The organism is Paraburkholderia megapolitana (assembly GCF_007556815.1).
Classification (GTDB): domain Bacteria; phylum Pseudomonadota; class Gammaproteobacteria; order Burkholderiales; family Burkholderiaceae; genus Paraburkholderia; species Paraburkholderia megapolitana.
The window spans coordinates 3280405-3299812 of the sequence record NZ_CP041745.1; the positions used below are offsets into that span (position 1 = coordinate 3280405).

Here is a 19408-nt window from a genome sequence, read left to right on the forward strand (position 1 = left end):
TCAAAACCGGCGCTTTTTGCTGGCACACCACCGCGAGAATCTCAGGCCGGAAATACACCCGTCGACAGATACCGGTCCCCGCGATCGCAAACGATAAACACGATGGTCGCATTCTCGACCTGACGCGCAATCCGCAGCGCCACCTCGCAGGCACCCGCCGACGAGATCCCGCAGAAAATCCCCTCCACCGATGCCAGTCGCCGCGCCATCGCCTCGGACGCGGCCTGGCTGACGTTCTCGGTACGATCGATACGGGTGCGATCGAAGATTTTCGGCAGATAGGCTTCGGGCCATTTGCGGATGCCGGGAATGCGCGAACCCTCTTCCGGCTGCGCACCGATAATCTCCACCGCCTGGCTCTGTTCCTTCAGATACTGCGAGACGCCCATGATCGTGCCGGTCGTACCCATCGCTGACACGAAATGCGTGATGCGTCCTTCGGTATCGCGCCAGATTTCCGGGCCCGTCGTTTCGTAGTGCGCAAGCGGATTGTCGGGATTCGCGAACTGATCGAGGATCACGCCCTTGCCGTCGCGCTGCATCTGCTCGGCGAGATCGCGTGCGTATTCCATACCGCCCGTCACCGGCGTGAGTACGATCTGCGCGCCGTAGGCGGCCATGCTCTGGCGCCGTTCGAGCGACAGGTCTTCCGGCAGGAGCAGCACCATTTTGTAGCCCCGGATCGCCGCGGCCATTGCCAGCCCGATGCCGGTATTACCGCTCGTCGCTTCGATCAGCGTATCGCCGGGTTTGATGCGTCCGCGCGCTTCGGCCTTGCTGATCATCGACAGCGCCGGACGATCCTTCACCGAACCGGCTGGGTTGTTCCCCTCGAGTTTGCCGAGAATCACGTTATTGCGGCTGCGGATTTCGTCGTCCGGCAGGCGGACGAGTTGAACGAGCGGCGTATTGCCGATCGTGTCTTCAATTGTTTTGTAAGCCATGTGCGTTTGCTTTGCCGGACGATCGATAATCCGCCGATTCTAAACCACTGTGCCCGGCCTCGCTGTCCGTCCCTCGTCGTCACGCGGGCAACTGCCTGAAATGACCACAGGTACAAGACATTGCGCCCGCCTCGCGCCATCGCTGCTGAAACGCAAAAAACCGCGGCAAATATCGCCGCGGGAGCCAGTCATCAGAAGACGGCTGAAGGAGCGACCTGAAGGAATGAGCCGACGGAAGCAATCACCTGGCACGCACCCGAAAAGAAACCTCGCAAGGCGGCGGAAGCCGCCCTCACCGCACGCGGCTATTTCTTCGCCACCGTCGCCGCACCGTTTTTCACGCCGGGGTTTGCGGGCGCGGCCTTTGCCGCAGCCTGTGTACCAGCAGCAGCGCCAGCCGGACCGATAGCGAGACCCTCCGCCTGCAGGCGCTCGACGGTATGCCCGCCCATGCCCTTGACGCGTTTGCCGAGATCGCTCGCGTCCTTGAACGGACCGTGCGCGGTACGCTCTTCGAGAATCGCTTTCGCCTTCGACGCGCCAATGCCCCTGATTCCGCGCAATGCGTCCTCGTTCGCGGTATTGACGTCGACGGCCGCATACGCGTGGCCGAACGCAGCGAGCATCGCCGCCGTAATGATGGTTTTTCGGAACATCTGGACTCTCCTTGATGCAACCGGTCGGCGCCGATCGCCGACCAGGAGAGTCCAGTTTAAGAAGCTGCCGGAGGGATTTATAGCTGGCCGAACAGCCAACGCACGTAGCGATCGACACCTTCCTGCACCGTCAGGAACGGCGCATCGTAGCCGGCTGCGCGCAGCTTGGTCGGATCGGCTTGCGTGAAGCACTGATACTTGCCGCGCAGCGCATCGGGAAACGGTATGTATTCGATCAGTCCGCGCTGAACCTGCTCGGCGAGCGACAGCGCCGGTTCGTCTTTTAGCGCGCGCAGCGTGTTGACGACCGTCGTGGCGATGTCGTTGAACGGCTGCGCGCGTCCAGTACCGAGGTTGAAAATGCCCGACTTGTCCGGATGATCGAAGAAGAACAGGTTCACCTTCGTCACGTCTTCGACGGAGACAAAGTCGCGCGTCTGTTCGCCCGCGCCGTAACCGTTGTATTCGCCGAACAGCTTGACCTTGCCTTCGGCGCGGAACTGGTTGAAGTTGTGAAACGCCACCGACGCCATGCGGCCCTTGTGCGTTTCGCGCGGACCGTACACGTTGAAATAGCGGAAGCCGGCAATCTGGCTCTTCGCCTGCGGCAACACACGGCGAATCACCTGATCGAACAAAAACTTCGAATAACCGTATACGTTCAGCGGCGCTTCCGCAGTGCGATCTTCGACGAAGCGGTCCGAGCCACCATAAGTCGCCGCCGACGACGCATACAGAAACTGCGTGCCCTGCGCGAGACACGCATCGAGTACCGCACGGCTGTAACGGAAGTTGTTGTCCATCATGTAGCGGCCGTCGGTTTCCATCGTGTCCGAACAGGCGCCTTCATGGAACACCGCACGCACCTTGCCGAAGTCGCCGCGCGCAAACCGCTCGACGAATTCAGTCTTGTCGAGATAATCGTCGATCTCGCAATCGACGAGGTTCTTGAACTTGTCGGCGCGCGTCAGGTTGTCCACTGCGATGATGCGCTGCTCGCCGCGCTCGTTGAGCGCCTTGACGATATTGCTGCCGATAAAGCCGGCTGCGCCGGTGACGATGAGAGTCATGATCGTCCTGCGTTGAGTAAGAGTAGCGGTTGCTACGCGGCGTCTTGCATCGTTCGCATGGCTGCGCGACGCAAAACGCGGCGCGGGGTCAATGGAACAGTTCGTCGTAGTCGACGGTGGCGGTACCGAGCTTGCCGACCACGATGCCCGCTGCGCGATTGGCCAGCGAGACCGCTTCGACCAGCGACAAACCCGCGCCGAGCATGGCGGCGAGCGTGGCGATCACGGTGTCGCCGGCACCCGACACATCATACACTTCGCGTGCTACCGCCGAAGCGTGCAGGATGCCTTCGGCGGCGAACAGCGTCATGCCCTCTTCGGAGCGTGTGAGCAGCAGCGCATCGAGTTCGAGATCCGCGCGCAGTTTCGCGACTCGCGCATGCAAGTCCTCTTCCGATTTCCACTGTCCGATCACTTCGCGCAGCTCCGCGCGGTTCGGCGTGATCACCGTCGCGCCGCGATAACGTTCCCAGTCGTCGCCCTTCGGATCGACCAGCACCGGTCGGCCCGCCGCACGCGCATTCGCGATCATTCGCGTGACATGCGTGAGGCCACCTTTCGCGTAATCGGACATCAGGATCACGTCGTGCTGCGGCAGCAGTGCGTCGAAGCGCGCGAGACCGGACAGCAGCACTTCGTGTGCCGGCGTATTTTCGAAATCGACGCGCAGCAACTGCTGCTGGCGCGACAGCACGCGTAACTTGATGGTGGTGAGCAGTGCCGGGTCGCGTTCGAGATGCGGCGTGACGCCGCTGTCGCCGAGCAACTGCACGATGCGCTCGCCCGGTTCGTCGTGACCGACCACGCACAGCAATCCGGCCTGCGCACCGAGCGCCGCCGCATTGCGCGCGACGTTCGCCGCGCCGCCCAGGCGGTCTTCCTGCTTCTGCACATGCACGACCGGCACCGGCGCTTCCGGCGAGATCCGGTTGACGTCGCCGAACCAGTAACGGTCGAGCATGACGTCGCCCACGACGAGCACGCGCGCACGCGCGATCTGCTCGCGCGGTACGACGCGGGGTTCGGGCACCGGCGTCGACGCTTCAGGGACGGTGGGAGGGTTGTACATAGGGGCGTCCAATCGAGTGATAGTCGATGCCCAGCTCGGTCATCGCTTCCGGTTCGTACAGGTTGCGGCCATCGAAAATAAGCGGCGACTTCAGCACCGACTTCAGGTACGCGAAGTCCGGGCTCTTGAACTCTTTCCATTCGGTGACGATGACGAGTGCGTCGGCGCCGGTCAAGGTTTCGTCCTGGGTGTTCACGAAGTGCAGGCGCGCGCGTTGTTCTGGCTCGCCATCGAGATCCATTGCAAAGACGCGACGTGCTTCGTCGAGCGCGACCGGATCGTAAGCACGTACGGTCGCACCGCGCGTGAGCAGTTCCGCGATCAACCGTCGACTCGGCGCTTCGCGCATGTCGTCGGTGTTCGGCTTGAACGCGAGCCCCCAGACTGCGAACGTGCGGCCCGTCAGATCGTCGCCGAGCGCGCCGGTAATCTTGCGCACGAGGATTTCCTTCTGCGCCTGATTCACGTCCTCGACGGCTTCGAGAATGCGCAGGTTGTGACCGCTCTCGCTCGCGGTGCGGATCAGCGCCTGCACGTCCTTCGGGAAGCACGAGCCGCCGTAGCCGACGCCCGCATACAGGAAGTGGTAACCGATGCGCGGGTCGGAGCCGATGCCGCGACGCACGGCTTCGATATCGGCGCCGACGCGATCCGCGAGATTCGCCATCTCGTTCATGAACGAGATGCGTGTGGCAAGCATCGCGTTGGCCGCGTACTTCGTGAATTCGGCGGAACGCACGTCCATGTACAACGTGCGCTCGTGATTGCGGTTGAACGGCGCATACAGGCGCTTCATCTTTTCGCGCGCGATCTGGCCGGCCGCATCGTCGTCGATGCCGAGCACGATGCGATCGGGCCGCATGAAGTCGTCGACGGCGGCGCCTTCCTTCAGGAACTCGGGATTCGATACCACCGAGAAACGATGCTGCGGGCTATCCGCGAGACCGCGCTTTGCCAGTTCTTCTGCGACGACGGCACGCACGCGTTCGGCGGTACCGACCGGCACCGTCGACTTGTCGACGATCACCTTGTAGCTGTTCATGTAGCGGCCGATGTTGCGCGCCGCTTCGAGTACGTATTGCAGGTCTGCAGAACCGTCTTCATCGGGCGGTGTACCGACCGCGATGAACTGCACGTCGCCGTGTTCGACGCTCGCCTGGATATCGGTGGCGAACTCGATGCGTCCGGCCGCCCGCGTGCGCGCGATGATTTCCTTCAGGCCAGGCTCGTGAATCGGCACGCCGCCGCCGTTCAGGATGCCGATCTTGCGCGGATCGACGTCGACGCAGAAGACGTCGTTGCCGATTTCGGCCAGGCACGCGCCTGTGACGAGCCCGACATAGCCCGTACCGATGATGGTGATTTTCATACGCGTTCCGGTAGGTGGTTCCGGTGTGGGTTTCCGGTGAATGATTCAGCCGTTTCGCTACTGCACGGGCGCGGCGATCCTCGCACGCACCCGGCGTTGTCGTGATCAGCTCGCCGCTGCCATCGGTTCGATACGACGCGGCGCATAGGTTTCCCAACCGCTACAGCCCGGGCATTGCCAATAAAAAAGCCGTGCCCGAAAACCGCAATTCTGGCACGTGTAGCGCGGCAGATTCTTGGTCCGCTGTTTGATCAACGTGCGCATCAGATCCAGTTCGCTGCGCCGCGGTTCTTCCGCGGTTGCCTGCTGCGCTTCGAGCAGGCGCGTCATGCCCGCGAGCGTCGGCGATTTCTGCATCTGCGTGCGGGCCAGCGCATGCGCCGCGTCGGGTCCGCGCAGTGCCGCGACGTGCTGATACGCGACATCCAGCAGATCGTTGGTCGGATAGCGATCCACCCATGTCGTGAGCAGATTGGCACCCTCTTCCTGCTGGCCGAGCGCCGCATACGCCTTCATCAGCTTTTCGGCCACGAGCGGCAGGTAGGCCGGATTCTGCTCCTCGACCTTGCGCCACTGAGCGATCGCAGTTTTCTGCTCGCCCGCTGCTGCGGCTACGTCACCGGAGAGTATCGTTGCGCGGACGTTCTGCGGGTTGGCTTTCAGTGCGAGGGTAATCTGCCGGCGTGCCTCGTCGGGCTTCTGCTGTTGCAGCGCTTCCTGCGCGAGTTCGCAGTGGAACTGCGCCACTTCTTTCTCGAGCGACGCCGCGCCCATCGTTTCGAGCCGGCGTGCGGTGTCGATCGATTTGTTCCAGTCTTTTTCGATCTCGTAGATCGTCATCAGCGAACGCTGCGCGCCCAGCGCATGGTCGCCCGTTTGCAGCGAACGGAAAGTTTCCTCGGCGCGATCGAGCAGACCGGCCTTCAGAAAATCCTGGCCGAGTTCGAAGAGCGCGTGGTCGCGCTCCTTGACCGGCAGGTCGGCGCGGCTCAGCAGGTTTTGATGCACGCGGATCGCGCGGTCGGTTTCACCGCGCCGGCGAAACAGATTGCCGAGCGCGAAGTGCAGTTCGATGGTTTCGGGATCGAGCTTCACGACTTCGATGAACGCATCGATCGCCTGATCGGGTTGTTCGTTCAGCAGAAAATTCAAGCCGCGGAAATAGGACCGCGGCAGATTGGCGCTCTCGGACAACAGCGTCTTCAGGTCGTAACGCGCGGCCATCCAGCCGAGCGCGAAGGCGACCGGTATAACGAGTAGCCACCAGTAGTCTAGATCCATGCGAATGGTAGTGAAGGCGAAAACAAAAGCCGCGCACACGGGGCGCGCGGCATGAGGAAACTCACATCAACGGCGGCAGCGGCGGTTGTTCGACGACCACCGGTGTTTCGCGCGCGACGCGCAGATCGCGCTTCAGGCGGCCGTTCTCGAGCCGTAACCGGAACAGCGCCGGCAACGACGATACGAGGCCAGCCAGCAGGCCCACGACGAAGAACGCGAGGCCGATCAGGATCAACGGCGCCTGCCATTGGTAGCCAGCCAGGAAATTCAACGTGACGGTTTGCGTATTGGATAGTGCGAGCACCAGCAGCAGCACGAACACCAGTACGCGGATCAACCAGACGATAAATTTCATGAGTAGATCTCTTGACGGCGATTGCGGGATGACGCCGGCCTGATGACGCATCGCGCCACGGTGCTGCCCGCGCCGAAGTGACCCGTATTGTAATTGAAGCCTCTCGCCGCTGGACAGAACCCGCCTGGACGGTCCGCGCTTGCATCGATCGGCCATGGTTCGGTGTCGCGCGCCGTACAGGCGAAAAAAAAGCGCCCGCAGGCGCTTTTTTCTGGTCTTTTTGCCGTCTGGCATCTGTGGCATCCGCCCCTGGCGGCCGCTACAGTTTCATTGCAGGCAACGAAACTCACAGATCGTCGTCCGGCCCTTCATCTTTCAGCGGTTCGCCCGCACGTCGGTCGACGCGCTCGCGCAACTCCTTGCCAGGCTTGAAATGCGGTACGAACTTCTCAGGTACCAGCACTTTTTCGCCCGATTTCGGATTGCGTCCGACACGGGAAGGACGGCGGTTAAGGCCGAAGCTGCCGAAGCCACGAATTTCGATGCGATGGCCTTTGGCAAGCGCCTCGGACATTGCATCAAGCATCGTCTTCACCGCGAAATCCGCGTCCTTGAGAACAAGTTGCGGGAATCGCGTAGCCAGCTGGGCGACCAATTCCGATTTGGTCATACTGCAGCAGACCCCTAAAGAAAACGCCTGACCGCCCCCAGGTTTTGTACACCGCAGGAAGTCCCCGTGGGGGACAGCCCCTCTTCAGGGGGCCTGGCGCGCGAGGCGCCAGGGTTGGGGGCGTTCTTCAGGCTTACTGGTTCTGGCCGTCGAGCTTGGCCTTCAGCAGCGCGCCGAGGTTCGTCGTGCCGGTTGCTGCCGCGTTGGAATCCGACGAAGCCAGGCCGCGGATCGCTTCCTGTTGCTCAGCCGAATCTTTAGCCTTGACCGACAGGTTGATGCCACGCGACTTGCGATCGATGTTGATGATCATCGCGTTGACCTTGTCGCCTTCCTTCAGCACGTTGCGCGCATCTTCCACGCGGTCTTGAGCGATTTCCGAAGCGCGCAGGTAGCCTTCGACTTCCGTCGACAGCGTGACCACTGCACCCTTCGCATCTACCGTCTTGACCACGCCGTCGACGATCGAACCCTTGTCGTTCATTGCAACGAAGTTGCTGAACGGGTCGCCTTCGAGCTGCTTGATGCCCAGCGAAATGCGTTCTTTCTCGACGTCGATGCCGAGCACGATCGCTTCCACTTCGTCGCCCTTCTTGTACTTGCGCACGGCTTCTTCGCCGGTTTCGCTCCAGGACAGGTCGGAGAGGTGGACCAGACCGTCGATGCCGCCAGGCAGGCCGATGAACACGCCGAAGTCGGTGATCGACTTGATCGCGCCCTGCAGCTTGTCGCCCTTCTTGAAGTTACGGCTGAAGTCGTCCCACGGGTTCGGCTTGCATTGCTTCATGCCGAGGCTGATACGGCGGCGGTCTTCGTCGATTTCGAGAACCATGACTTCGACTTCGTCGCCGAGCTGCACAACCTTCGACGGTGCAACGTTCTTGTTCGTCCAGTCCATTTCCGACACGTGAACCAGGCCTTCGATGCCCGATTCCACTTCGACGAATGCGCCGTAGTCGGTGATGTTGGTGACCTTGCCGAACAGGCGCGTGCCCGACGGGTAACGGCGGGAAATGCCTTCCCACGGATCGTCGCCGAGTTGCTTGATACCCAGCGAAACGCGGTTCTTCTCTTGATCGAACTTGAGGATCTTCGCGGTGACTTCCTGGCCAACCGACAGCACTTCGCTCGGGTGACGCACACGACGCCATGCGATGTCGGTGATGTGCAGCAGACCGTCGATACCGCCGAGGTCCACGAACGCGCCGTAGTCGGTGATGTTCTTGACCACGCCTTCCACGATCGCGCCTTCCTTCAGCGTTTCGAGCAGCTTCGCGCGCTCTTCGCCTTGCGTAGCTTCGATCACGGCACGGCGCGACAGCACGACGTTGTTACGCTTGCGGTCGAGCTTGATGACGCGGAATTCGAGGGTCTTGCCTTCGTACGGGGTCGTGTCCTTGACCGGACGCGTGTCGACGAGCGAACCCGGCAGGAATGCGCGGATGCCGTTGACCATCACGGTCATGCCGCCCTTGACCTTGCCCGTGATCGTGCCGGTCACGAGTTCGTTGTTGTCGAGGGCTTTTTCCAGCGACAGCCACGAAGCGAGACGCTTCGCCTTGTCGCGCGACAGGATCGTGTCGCCGTAGCCGTTTTCGAGCGCGTCGATCGCGACGGAAACGAAGTCGCCCGCCTGCACTTCCACTTCACCCGCGTCGTTCAGGAATTCTTCCAGCGGGATGTAGGCTTCGGACTTGAGACCAGCATTGACGACCACGAAGTTGTGGTCGACGCGCACGACTTCGGCGGAGATCACTTCGCCAGCGCGCATGTCCTGCTTGGTCAGCGACTCTTCGAACAGAGCCGCAAAAGATTCGGTATTCGGGGTGGAGGTTTGCAGGTCGGACATAAAAATCGGAATTTGCCTGGTTTTCGCGCGGCCTGGATGGCCGTACAGCGGCAAGACTTCAGTCGCTGTGATTAAAGCGAATCCCACGCGGGGTTAAAGGGTTGAATTCACGCTTCGCGACGCTCGCGAAGCACCTACCTTGCCGCTCGCACGCTCTTGCGCGCGTCATGCATGCGGCGTTAGCGCCTGATACCACTGCACCACCTGGCCGACCGCCTGGTCGACTGACAGAGCTGAAGTATCGAGCAGCTTTGCATCTGCTGCGGGCTTGAGCGGCGCGGCCGTGCGCTGACTATCGCGCGCGTCGCGTTCACGCAAATCCCGGAGCAAGTCATCTATATTAGCAGAAAAACCTTTTTGGATCAATTGCTTATGCCGTCGCGCCGCACGAGCCTCGGCGCTTGCGGTCAAAAACACCTTTAGCGCCGCATCCTGGAAGATCACCGTCCCCATATCGCGGCCGTCGGCGACCAGCCCCGGTTCCTTGCGAAAAGCCCGCTGACGCGCCACCAGCGCGGCCCGCACCGGTGTGTGAACGGCAATCGCCGAGGCCCGTTTGCCGATTTCCTCGGCACGGATTTCGCTCGATACATCCACGCCGTCGAGCTGCGCCAGCCCCTCGCGAAACGTGATGCGCAGGTCGCCAACCAGCCTGGCCAGTGCGTCGGCGTCGTCGGTGGCAACCTGATAGCGTGCGCTGGCCAGCGCGGTAAGCCGGTAGAGCGCACCGCTGTCGAGCAGGTGGAAACCCAGCTGGGCGGCAACCAGCGCGGCTACGGTGCCCTTACCGGAGGCAGTCGGGCCATCGATCGTAATGACGGGCGTCTGGTGAAAAGGACGGGTCGGTTTCATCGGAAAAGTCGCTCGTCGGGGTAAACCGGAGTGGGAATCGGTGTCAGGGCTTCGCGAGCGCGGCAAAGCGCTCGAAATAGTCGGGGAAGGTTTTGCCAACGCACTTCGGGTCGTTGATACGCACCGGCACGCCGCCGAGGCTCACCAGCGAGAAGCACATCGCCATGCGGTGATCGTCGTAGGTATCGATGGCGGCGTTGGGCGTGAGGCGCGCGGGCGGTGTGACGACCAGATAGTCGGCGCCCTCCTCGATCGTCGCGCCGACCTTGCGCAATTCAGTCGCCATCGCGGCAATCCGGTCGGTTTCCTTGACGCGCCAGCTGCCGATATTGCGCAGCGTCGAGGTGCCGTCGGCGAACAGCGCAGCCACCGCAATCGTCATAGCGGCATCCGGGATCAGGTTGAAGTCCATGTCGATTGGCGCGAGCTTGCCGTGATCGTGGCCGATACCGCGCACCTCGATCCAGTCCTCACCCATCGATACATTGGCGCCCATCTGGTTGAGTGCGTCGGCAAAGCCGACGTCGCCCTGGATACTCGCGCGCCCAACGCCTTCCACCCGCAACGGTCCGCCGCCCAGCGCACCTGCCGCCAGAAAGTACGAGGCCGACGACGCATCGCCTTCGACCATGATGCGTCCCGGCGCCCGATAGCGCCGGCCGGCCGGCACCGTGAAGCGCTGCCAGCCGTCGCGCTCGACGTGAATGCCAAAGCGCGCCATCAGCTTGATCGTAATGTCGATATAGGGCTTCGAGATCAGCTCGCCCTCTACTTCGACGACCGTCACGCCGCTCGCGGAGCGCACGAGCGGCAGGGTCATCAGCAGTGCGGTCAGGAACTGGCTCGATACATCGCCGCGCACACGGATCGGCGCGTCGACGGCAATCTGCGCCGCGTGAATGCGCAGCGGCGGATACCCTTCGTTCGCTTCGTAATCGATCTTCGCGCCGATCTGCCGCAGCCCGTCGACCAGATCGCCGATCGGCCGCTCGTGCATACGCGGCACGCCGTGCACGCGATACTCACCGCCGTTCACCGCGAGCGCCGCTGTGAGCGGACGCACCGCCGTACCCGCGTTACCGAGGAACAGATCGGCGCTCTGCGCCGTAAACGCGCCGCGTGTACCGGTGACCGTGCAGGTATCGCCGTTGCGAATCAACTTCACGCCGAGTTGTTCGAGCGCCGCGAGCATCACGCGGGTGTCGTCGGAATCGAGCAGGTTGGTAATCGTCGTCTCGCCTTCGGCGAGCGCGGCGAGCAGCAGCACGCGATTCGAAATGCTCTTCGAACCAGGCAGGCGCACCGTGCCCGACGCACGGGAGTAGGGTCCGAGATCGAGGTAGTCCATGGTATGTCCTGTTATTTCGACGCGTCGTCGGTGCCGGTCTTGCTGCCACCGGCCTGCCAGCCGCTGCGCGCCTCGCGCGAGCGGGCGAACACGGCTTCGAGCGCCGCGCCGTCGCCCGCCTCGATCGCGGCACGTAGCCGTGCCAGCACAGCCGTGTAGTCGTCGAGCTCGTCGAGCAGCGCCGCGCGGTTGGCGACGCAGATGTCGCGCCACATCTCCGGGCTCGACGCGGCAATCCGCGTGAAATCGCGAAAGCCACCAGCCGCAAAGGAAAATTTCAGCGCTGCATCCGGTGAGCCGAGAATCTGCTCGACCAGCGCAAACGACAGCACGTGCGGCAGATGGCTCACCGACGCGAGCACACGATCGTGCTGCTCCGGCGACATCTCGTGTACCGCTGCGCCGCTGGCGCGCCACATCGCAGCCACTCGCTCGACGTCGCGCGGCGCATTCTCCGGCAGCGCGCACAGCACGACATTGCGATCGACATATAGATCGGCGAGCGCCGCATCGACGCCGCTCGACTCGCGACCGGCAATCGGGTGCCCGGGCACGAACTGCGCGACCCGCGAACCGAGTGCCGCGCGCGCCGCCGCGACGACGTCGGACTTCGTGCTGCCGGCATCGGTGACGATGGTTGCAGCGTCGAGAAGCGGTGCTATGCGTTCGAGCAGCGGTTGCGTCTGCGCAACCGGCGCAGCAAGCAACACGATATCCGCGCCCGCCAGCGCTGCGCGCAATGCGACCGGATCGTCGAACGTGGCGGCTGCGTCGATCACGCCGAGTTCGAGCGCCCGCGCCGTCGACGCCGCCGAACGCCCCACCCCGACCACGGTACGCGCGCCGCTCACACCATCACGCTCGCGCAACGCGCGCGCAAGCGATCCGCCGATCAGGCCGACACCGAAAATCACCAGCTTGTTGAAAGAGAATGCGGCCACAGCGAACCGGGAAAAAGCGTCCCGGCCGTCATCGGGCCGGGCACAGGGATAGTCGGCGCAAACCGCTCAGGCGGTCGCGAGCGTCTTTTCGAGCGCGGCGATGAACGCGTCGTTTTCTGCGGGCAGACCGATCGTGATGCGCAGCCACTGCGGCAAACCGTAACCGCCAACCGGCCGCACAATCACGCCTTGCTTGAGCAGCGCGAGATTGACGCGGTTGCCGGCTGCATCGTCGGTGCCCACGCGCACCAGCACGAAGTTGCCCGACGACGGCACATATTCGAGGCCGAGCCGGTCAAACGCTTCGGTCAGTCGACGATAGCCCTGCGCGTTGAGTTCCGCACTCTTCGCGAGGAACGCGTTGTCGTTCAACGCAGCAATCGCCGCAGCCTGCGCAAGCGTATTGACGTTGAACGGTTGACGCAGACGGTTCATCAGATCGGTCAGCTCGGGCTGCGCGATCGCGAAACCGACTCGCAGACCGGCAAGGCCGAACGCCTTCGAGAACGTGCGCGACACGAGCAGGTTCGGATAGCGACGCACCCACGCAATCGCGTCATAACGCTTTTCTGCCGGCAGGTATTCGGTGTAAGCCTCATCGAGCACCACCGCGACATGGCGCGGCACCTTGTCGAGAAACGCTTCGATCTGCGCGCCTTCGAGGAACGTGCCGGTCGGATTGTTCGGATTCGCGACGAACACGAGCCGTGTGTCGTCGTCGATGGCGGCGAGCATCGCGTCGAGATCGTGACCGTACTTCACGGCCGGCACGACGATCGCGCGTGCGCCGAGCCCTTGCGTAGCGAGCGCATAAACCGCAAACGAATACTGCGCGTAGACGATCGACTGGGTTTTCTCGACAAACGAGTGCGCGGCGAGTTCGAGGATGTCGTTGCTGCCGTTGCCGAGCGTGATCCATTCGGCGGGCACATCGTAGTGCGCGCTCAGCGCGGCCTTCAGTTCGAACGCGTTGGCATCCGGATAACGACCCAGCTCGCCCGCGGCCTTCGTCATCGCCTGCTGCGCCGACTCGGGCATGCCGAGCGGATTCTCGTTCGAGGCGAGCTTCACGATGCTCGCCTCGTCGAGACCGAATTCACGCGCGACTTCCGAGATCGGTTTGCCGGCGACATAAGGCGCGATGGCGCGCACATAGGAAGGACCGAAAGGCGTAGTCATGAGTATCTCCAAAACGACATTTGATGTGTTGAATTCGCAGCAGCAAGCCGGCAAGCCAGCGTCAGCGGGCGCGCGGATACGAGCCGAGTATCTTGACGAAGGCGGCCTTCTGCTCGAGCTCGGCAAGCGCCGCAGCCACAGCCGCATCGTTGCGATGACCTTCGACGTCGATGTAGAAGTAATACTCCCACTTGTCGACGCGCGCGGGCCGCGACTCGAAACGCGTCATCGACACGCCGTGGCGGGCGAGCGGTTCGAGCAGCCGGAACACCGCACCAGGCTCGTTCTTCACCGAGAAGATCAGCGAGGTCCGGTCATTGCCGCTCACACCCGCGGGCTCCTTGCCGATCATCAGGAAGCGGGTGCGATTGTGCGGATCGTCCTGGATCAGTGCGTATGCCACCTGCAAACCATAATGCGTCGCCGCGCGATCGCCGGCGATCGCCGCGACCGTCGGATCGGCCGCTGCCAGACGCGCCGCTTCAGCGTTGCTCGACACGGCCTCGCGCTCGAGATGCGGCGCATGCGTAGACAGCCAGCGCTGGCATTGCGCGAGTGCCTGCGCGTGGGCGCAGACACGCGTCACGCCTGTCAGGTCGCCGCTCGCCGTCAGCAGGTTGTGGTGGATCGGCAGCGCAAGTTCGCCGCCGATCAGCAACTGCGATTGCAGCAACAGATCGAGCGTGCGCGACACCGCGCCTTCGGTCGAGTTCTCGACCGGCACGACGCCGAATTCCGCGGCGCCGGCTTCGACGGAACGGAACACTTCGTCGATGGACGGACACGGCAGCCCTTCGATCGACTGGCCGAAGTACTCGTGCATCGCCTCTTCGCTATAGGTGCCGATCGGTCCGAGATAGGCGGCGCGAACCGTCTGTTCGAGCGCGCGGCTCGCGGCCATGATCTCGCGCCAGATGGCGCTGATGTGTTCGCCGGCCAGCGGCCCCGCGCTCATGTCCTGCAAACGCGCGATGACCTGCTGCTCGCGCTCCGGGCGAAACACCGGCGCGTTGAAATGCTTCTTCACCTCGCCGACTTCGAGCGCGACCGCCGCACGCTGGTTGAGAAGCGCGATGAGCTGCGCATCGAGGGCATCGATGCGCTCGCGCAGCGGTTTGAGTCGTAAATTAAGTTCGTCGTCCATGCGTAAAACCGGCCGTTAGCTGAAAGAGTGGCGCGCGCGCCGGGAATCAGGCCTCGCGCTGTTCGAATTCCTTCATGTACTCGACGAGCGCTTTGACGCCTTCGAGCGGCACCGCGTTGTAAATCGACGCCCGCATGCCGCCGACGGACTTGTGGCCCTTCAGCTGCACCAGCCCGCGCGCTTTCGCGCCGGCCAGGAAATCTTCGTTACGCGCTTCGTCGGCGAGGAAGAACGGAACGTTCATCCGCGACCGCGAGCCGCGCTCGACCTTGTTCAGATAGAAGCTGCTCGCATCGATCGTGTCGTACAGCAGTGTCGACTTCTCGAGATTGCGCGCTTCGATCGCAGGCAGGCCGCCCTGCTTCTGTAACCACTTGAACACGAGCCCCGCGATGTAGATCGCGTAGGTGGGCGGCGTGTTGTACATCGAATTGTTCGCGGCGACCGTCTTCCATTCGAACGCCGACGGGCAAATAGACAGCGCGCGATCGAGCATGTCTTCGCGCACGATCACGACCGTCACACCGGCCATGCCGATATTCTTCTGCGCCCCGCCGAACAGCACACCGAATTTAGCTATGTCCATCGGACGCGACAGGATGTGCGACGACGCATCGGCGACGAGCGGAATGTCGCCGAGATCCGGAATGTCGAACGTCTCCACGCCGTGGATCGTTTCGTTCGTGCACAGATGGACGTACGCCGGGTCGTCGGACAGTTGCCATTCGGAACGGGCAGGCGCGCGCGTGAATCCCGCCGACGTCTCGCCGCTTGCCGCCAGATGCACCGCGCCGTATTTCTGCGCTTCCTTCAGCGATTTCTGCGACCACGATCCCGTCACGACGAAATCCGCGCGCGGCTTCGCGCCCATCAGGTTCATCGGTACGATCGCGTTCTCGCCCAGACCGCCGCCTTGCAGGAACAGAATATGGTGGCTTGCGGGTACGTGGAGCAGTTCGCGCAGATCGAGCAGCGCCGCTTCGTGAATCGACGAGAACTCTTTCCCGCGATGGCTCATCTCCATCACGCTCATACCGCTGCCTTGCCAGTCGAGCATTTCGGCAGCGGCCTGACGCAGTACCTCTTCGGGCAAAGCCGCAGGTCCGGCGGAGAAATTGAAGACGCGCATCGTAAAAACCCCGCGTGAGAAACCCGAAAAAATAATGGCCGTTTGCGCCTGTGCGCAAACGGCCATTATCGCACTGTCACTGGCAACCCGCCAACCGAAGGCGCCTTGCGGCGCGACGTCTGGCGGTGCTTGCCGGTGCAGCCGGTTCGACTGGCTTACTTAGCCGGCTTGACGGCCGCGACTTCCTTGTCGGCCTGGTCACGCGTTGCCTTGATCGATTCCGGCATGTACTTCTGCATCAGACCGTTCACCACGTCGCGGCCCACCTGGTCTTGCACCTGGATGAACTTGCGGCCCGTCGGGCTCTTGTAGAACGTCGTCAGATCCTTGATTTCCGACGTGCTGTAGTACTTCGCGTACGCGTCGTACTGAGCCTGCATCGCGTCCTGACGGAACGAATCGGTTGCGAAGACCTGGCCTGCACCGTCAACCAGCTTCGGCACGGCGTTCTTTTGCAGCGTCGGCACGGAAGCCTGCTTCTGCTTGTCCGTCAGCGTCTTGTTTTCCGACAGGGCGTCCGACAGGATGGCCGGAACCAGTTGCTTCGCTTGCATCTGTGCGCTGTTGCCGATCGCACCGACCAGCTTCTGCGCATCGATTGCGTCGAGCAGATCCTTGATCGCAGCCTGCTTGGCCGGGTCGACCGGAGCTGCCGCAGCTGCGGGTGCCGTAGCCGGCGCCTGCTGCAGCGCTTGCGCCATCGCGAGAGTCGGCAGGAAAGCTGCGAGCACCATCAACTGTTTGAATCGTTTTTGCATCATTACTCCCTAAGAGAAATTAGTCGAACTGCGCGCCGCCTGGACAGCGCATCGGCCCGATGCGCTCATGTGTCCTTGCGGCTATTCACCCAGTGGCGAGAAGCGCGCCGGTACTACTCAGGCAACACCACCTTCTTCATCGGCCTCGCCGTTTTCGGCGGGACCGTCGGCATCGCCTTCGGCATCGGCTTCCGCGACCTGTTGGAGACCTGAAAGCTTCGTACCCTCGTCAAGGCTGATGAGTGTAACACCTTGCGTTGCACGGCCCATCTCGCGAATCTCCGATACGCGCGTACGAATCAGCACGCCCGTGGTGGTGATCAGCATGATCTGCGCTTCCTGGTCGACGAGCGTTGCGGCTACCACCTTGCCGTTGCGCTCCGACGTCTGGATCGCAATCATCCCCTTCGTGCCGCGCCCGTGACGGGTGTACTCGATGATCGGCGTGCGTTTGCCGTAACCGTTCTCGGTTGCCGTCAGCACCGACTGCTGCTCGTCGCCCGCAACCAGCAACGCGATGACGTTCTGCCCGTCGTCGAGTTGCATGCCGCGCACGCCGCGCGCTTCGCGTCCCATCGGCCGCACATCGTTCTCATCGAAACGCACCGCCTTGCCCGAATCGGAGAACAGCATCACGTCGTGTTCGCCGTCGGTGATTGCGGCACCGATCAGGTAATCGCCATCGTCGAGACCGACCGCAATAATACCCTTGCGCAGCGGCCGGCTAAAGGCTTCTAGCGGCGTCTTTTTTACCGTTCCTAACGCCGTCGCCATAAAGACGAACTTGTCCGCCGAGAATTCCTTGACCGGCAGTACGACCGTGATCTTCTCGCCGTCCTGCAGCGGGAACATATTGACGATCGGACGGCCGCGCGAGTTGCGCGAACCCTGCGGCACTTCGTAGACCTTGACCCAGTAGACGCGGCCGCGGTTCGAGAAGCACAGGATGTGGTCGTGCGTGTTCGCGATGAACAGCGTATCGATCCAGTCGTCTTCCTTCATCGAGGTTGCCTGCTTGCCGCGTCCGCCGCGTTTTTGCGCACGGTATTCGGACAGCGGCTGCGACTTCACGTAGCCGGCATGCGACATCGTCACGACCATTTCCTGCGGCGTGATCAGATCTTCGGTGTTCAGTTCGGTTGCGTTGAACTCGATCTTCGAGCGGCGTGCGTCGCCGAATTCGGCCTTGATAGCCGTGAGTTCGTCGACGATGATCGCCGTAATGCGCTCCGGACGAGCCAGGATGTCGAGCAGGTCGGCAATTTGCGCCATCACTTCGCGGTACTCGCCGATGATCTTGTCCTGCTCGAGACCGGTCAGGCGTTGCAGACGCATCTGCAGGATTTCCTGCGCCTGGGTGTCGGACAGACGGTAGAGGCCGTCGCCCTGCATCCCGAACGCCGGGTTCAGACCTTCCGGCCGGTAGGCCGCGCCGCCGCCGACCGTTGCATTCTCGGTCTCGGCGCGCGCCAGCATGTCGCGCACGAGCGACGAATCCCACGGGCGCGCCATCAACTCCTGCTTCGCGATAGGCGGCGTCGGAGCAGCCTTGATGATCGCGATGAACTCGTCGATGTTGGCCAGCGCGACGGCCAGACCTTCGAGCACGTGGCCGCGTTCGCGTGCCTTGCGCAGTTCGTATACAGTGCGCCGCGTCAGCACCTCGCGGCGATGCGACAGGAAATGCTCAAGCATTTCCTTCAGGTTCAGCAGCTTCGGCTGATTGTCGACCAGCGCGACCATGTTCATGCCGAACGTGTCCTGCAGCTGGGTCGCCTTATACAGATTGTTAAGCACGACCTCGGGCACTTCGCCGCGCTTCAACTCGATCACGAGACGCATGCCGCTCTTGTCGGATTCGTCGCGGATGTCGGAAATGCCCTCGATCTTCTTTTCGTTGACGAGCTCGGCCATGCGCTCCTGCAGCGAACGCTTGTTCACCTGGTACGGCAGTTCGTCGACGATGATCGCCATCCGCTGGCCGCGGTCGATTTCCTCGAAGTGCGTGGTCGCGCGCATGACGACGCGCCCGCGCCCGGTGCGGTAACCGTCGCGCACGCCGGCGATGCCGTAGATGATGCCGGCGGTCGGGAAATCGGGTGCGGGGATGATTTCGATCAGTTCGTCGATGGTGGCGTGCGGGTTTTTCAGCAGATGCTGACACCCATCGACAACCTCATTGAGGTTGTGCGGCGGAATGTTGGTTGCCATCCCGACCGCGATACCGGACGAACCATTGATCAGCAGATTGGGAATCCGCGCCGGCATGATGGCCGGTTCGTTTTCGCTGCCGTCGTAGTTCGGCTGGAAATCGACCGTTTCCTTGTCGATGTCGGCCAGCAGTTCGTGGCCGATCTTCGCCATGCGGATTTCGGTGTAGCGCATGGCTGCGGCATTGTCGCCGTCGACCGACCCGAAATTGCCTTGCCCGTCGACCAGCATGTAGCGCAACGAGAAAGGCTGCGCCATCCGGACAATCGTGTCGTAGACGGCCGTGTCGCCGTGCGGGTGATATTTACCGATCACGTCGCCGACAATACGTGCGGACTTCTTGTACGCCCGGTTCCAGTCGTTGTTAAGCTCATGCATCGCGTACAGCACGCGCCGGTGCACCGGCTTCAGGCCATCGCGGACATCGGGGAGTGCTCGCCCCACGATCACGCTCATCGCGTAGTCGAGATAGGAGCGGCGCATTTCCTCCTCTAGGGAGATTGGCAGAGTCTCTTTGGCGAATTGATCCATTTATCCGTGTCTTTTTCGTGCGCAAACGGCGAAGATGCCGCGCCTTACGCGTCAGCGCCGCAGGCGCAGCGCATCACGCGATTCTAGCATGCGCGACGTCCACGACCGAGGA

At 62.6% G+C, this 19408-nt stretch carries 17 protein-coding genes; all 17 read right to left on the reverse strand.

Annotation, left to right across the window (positions count from 1 at the left end; translation table 11 throughout):
* Positions 1 to 41: 41 nt before the first annotated feature.
* The 17 genes from cysM to gyrA all read right to left on the reverse strand — a co-directional run bounded on the left by cysM (position 42) and on the right by gyrA (position 19296).
* A complete protein-coding gene (cysM, locus tag FNZ07_RS27930) occupies positions 42 to 944 on the reverse strand; it encodes a cysteine synthase CysM (protein ID WP_091011504.1) in 903 nt (300 codons plus the stop codon).
* A gap of 305 nt (positions 945 to 1249) precedes the next feature.
* Positions 1250 to 1600, reverse strand: coding sequence for a ComEA family DNA-binding protein (locus FNZ07_RS27935; RefSeq protein ID WP_091011503.1), 351 nt, complete (start codon positions 1598 to 1600; stop codon positions 1250 to 1252).
* A gap of 77 nt (positions 1601 to 1677) precedes the next feature.
* Positions 1678 to 2670, reverse strand: coding sequence for an ADP-glyceromanno-heptose 6-epimerase (gene rfaD, locus FNZ07_RS27940; RefSeq protein ID WP_091011502.1), 993 nt, complete (start codon positions 2668 to 2670; stop codon positions 1678 to 1680).
* Positions 2671 to 2758: 88 nt separating this feature from the next.
* Positions 2759 to 3739, reverse strand: a complete 981-nt coding sequence (rfaE1, locus tag FNZ07_RS27945; protein ID WP_091011501.1) for a D-glycero-beta-D-manno-heptose-7-phosphate kinase — start codon at positions 3737 to 3739, stop codon at positions 2759 to 2761.
* Positions 3714 to 5108 carry a UDP-glucose dehydrogenase family protein gene (locus tag FNZ07_RS27950; protein ID WP_091011500.1) on the reverse strand — a complete coding sequence of 465 codons (1395 nt, stop codon included), beginning with the start codon at positions 5106 to 5108 and terminating at the stop codon, positions 3714 to 3716. Before FNZ07_RS27950 ends, rfaE1 begins: the two co-directional genes overlap by 26 nt.
* Positions 5109 to 5213: 105 nt before the next feature.
* Positions 5214 to 6389, reverse strand: coding sequence for a lipopolysaccharide assembly protein LapB (lapB, locus tag FNZ07_RS27955; RefSeq protein ID WP_091011499.1), 1176 nt, complete (start codon positions 6387 to 6389; stop codon positions 5214 to 5216).
* A gap of 61 nt (positions 6390 to 6450) precedes the next feature.
* Entirely contained in the window at positions 6451 to 6744 is a 294-nt protein-coding gene (locus FNZ07_RS27960) for a LapA family protein (RefSeq protein WP_091011498.1), read from the reverse strand.
* Positions 6745 to 7030: 286 nt separating this feature from the next.
* The gene (locus FNZ07_RS27965; protein WP_091011497.1) at positions 7031 to 7354 is read right to left on the reverse strand and encodes an integration host factor subunit beta; all 324 of its coding nucleotides are present in this window, start codon (positions 7352 to 7354) and stop codon (positions 7031 to 7033) included.
* A 133-nt stretch (positions 7355 to 7487) separates the two neighbouring features.
* Positions 7488 to 9203: a 30S ribosomal protein S1 gene (gene rpsA / locus FNZ07_RS27970; protein ID WP_091011496.1), complete on the reverse strand. Its 1716-nt coding sequence runs from the start codon at positions 9201 to 9203 to the stop codon at positions 7488 to 7490.
* A gap of 165 nt (positions 9204 to 9368) precedes the next feature.
* On the reverse strand, positions 9369 to 10055 hold the full coding sequence (cmk, locus tag FNZ07_RS27975) for a (d)CMP kinase (RefSeq protein WP_091011495.1): 687 nt from the start codon (positions 10053 to 10055) through the stop codon (positions 9369 to 9371).
* A gap of 43 nt (positions 10056 to 10098) precedes the next feature.
* The gene (aroA, locus tag FNZ07_RS27980; RefSeq protein ID WP_091011494.1) at positions 10099 to 11403 is read right to left on the reverse strand and encodes a 3-phosphoshikimate 1-carboxyvinyltransferase; all 1305 of its coding nucleotides are present in this window, start codon (positions 11401 to 11403) and stop codon (positions 10099 to 10101) included.
* An 11-nt stretch (positions 11404 to 11414) separates the two neighbouring features.
* On the reverse strand, positions 11415 to 12344 hold the full coding sequence (locus FNZ07_RS27985; protein ID WP_091011493.1) for a prephenate dehydrogenase: 930 nt from the start codon (positions 12342 to 12344) through the stop codon (positions 11415 to 11417).
* A gap of 66 nt (positions 12345 to 12410) precedes the next feature.
* Positions 12411 to 13523, reverse strand: a complete 1113-nt coding sequence (gene hisC, locus FNZ07_RS27990) for a histidinol-phosphate transaminase (RefSeq protein WP_091011492.1) — start codon at positions 13521 to 13523, stop codon at positions 12411 to 12413.
* A gap of 61 nt (positions 13524 to 13584) precedes the next feature.
* The gene (gene pheA, locus FNZ07_RS27995; protein ID WP_091011491.1) at positions 13585 to 14667 is read right to left on the reverse strand and encodes a prephenate dehydratase; all 1083 of its coding nucleotides are present in this window, start codon (positions 14665 to 14667) and stop codon (positions 13585 to 13587) included.
* A gap of 46 nt (positions 14668 to 14713) precedes the next feature.
* Positions 14714 to 15796, reverse strand: a complete 1083-nt coding sequence (serC, locus tag FNZ07_RS28000; protein ID WP_091011490.1) for a 3-phosphoserine/phosphohydroxythreonine transaminase — start codon at positions 15794 to 15796, stop codon at positions 14714 to 14716.
* Positions 15797 to 15951: 155 nt separating this feature from the next.
* Positions 15952 to 16554, reverse strand: a complete 603-nt coding sequence (locus tag FNZ07_RS28005; RefSeq protein ID WP_091011649.1) for a DUF2059 domain-containing protein — start codon at positions 16552 to 16554, stop codon at positions 15952 to 15954.
* A 117-nt stretch (positions 16555 to 16671) separates the two neighbouring features.
* Entirely contained in the window at positions 16672 to 19296 is a 2625-nt protein-coding gene (gyrA, locus tag FNZ07_RS28010) for a DNA gyrase subunit A (RefSeq protein WP_091011489.1), read from the reverse strand.
* Positions 19297 to 19408 lie beyond the last annotated feature (112 nt).